This is a genomic window from bacterium (assembly GCA_020440705.1).
Classification (GTDB): Bacteria; Krumholzibacteriota; Krumholzibacteriia; order LZORAL124-64-63; family LZORAL124-64-63; genus JAGRNP01.
The window spans coordinates 1-661 of the sequence record JAGRNP010000271.1 but is presented as its reverse complement, the minus strand read 5'-3'; the positions used below and the strand labels follow the sequence as shown (position 1 = coordinate 661).

Here is a 661-nt window from a genome sequence, read left to right as displayed (position 1 = left end):
CGTCCTTGCCCTTGAGGTGCTGGATCAGGCGGCTGCGGGCGTCCGGGGCGTAGCCCAGGCGAAAGCGCTCCACCGTCTCGGGCCGCACGCCGCGGCGCTGGAGATAGGCGCGCACCTCGCCCGCCGCGGGCGTGGTGAGCTGCTCCTCGAACCAGCGGCAGGCCTCCTCCAGCACGTCGTAGAGCGTGGCGGCGCGCTTTGCCCGCTCGCGCTCGACCGGGCTCTGCACCGGCATGGGCAGGCCGGCGAGCCCCGCGAGCCGCTCCACCGCCTCGGGGAAGGAGAGGTTCTCGGTCCGCATCAGGAAGCCGATGACGTCGCCGTGGGCGCCGCAGCCGAAGCAGTGGAAGAAGCCCTTGTCCTCGACCACGGCGAAGGACGGCGACTTTTCCTTGTGGAACGGGCACAGGCCGACGAATTCCCGGCCGCGACGGATCAGGCGGACCTGCTTGCCGACGACGTCGGAGAGCGGCACCCGGGTGCGGATCTCGTCGAGGAATTGCGGAGGGAAGGCCATGGAAGCAGTCTAGGCCCGCCGGAGCGGGCTCTCCATGGTTTAAGGCATCAGCCCAGCTTCTTCTTCACCAGGGCGCTGGCGACCGCGCCGTCGATCTGGCCCGGCCAGCCCTGCTTCAGGGCGGCCATGACCCGGCCCATGTCC

At 70.7% G+C, this 661-nt stretch carries 2 protein-coding genes; both read right to left on the bottom strand.

The genetic code is table 11. The annotated features are described in order from the left end of the window. On the bottom strand, window positions 1-517 hold a 517-nt coding region (locus tag KDM41_18315; protein ID MCB1185379.1), incomplete at its 3' end, for a DNA primase. Between the two features lie 47 nt (window positions 518-564). Further along, a partial coding sequence (locus KDM41_18310) for a GatB/YqeY domain-containing protein (GenBank protein MCB1185378.1) occupies window positions 565-661 on the bottom strand: 97 nt, incomplete at its 5' end.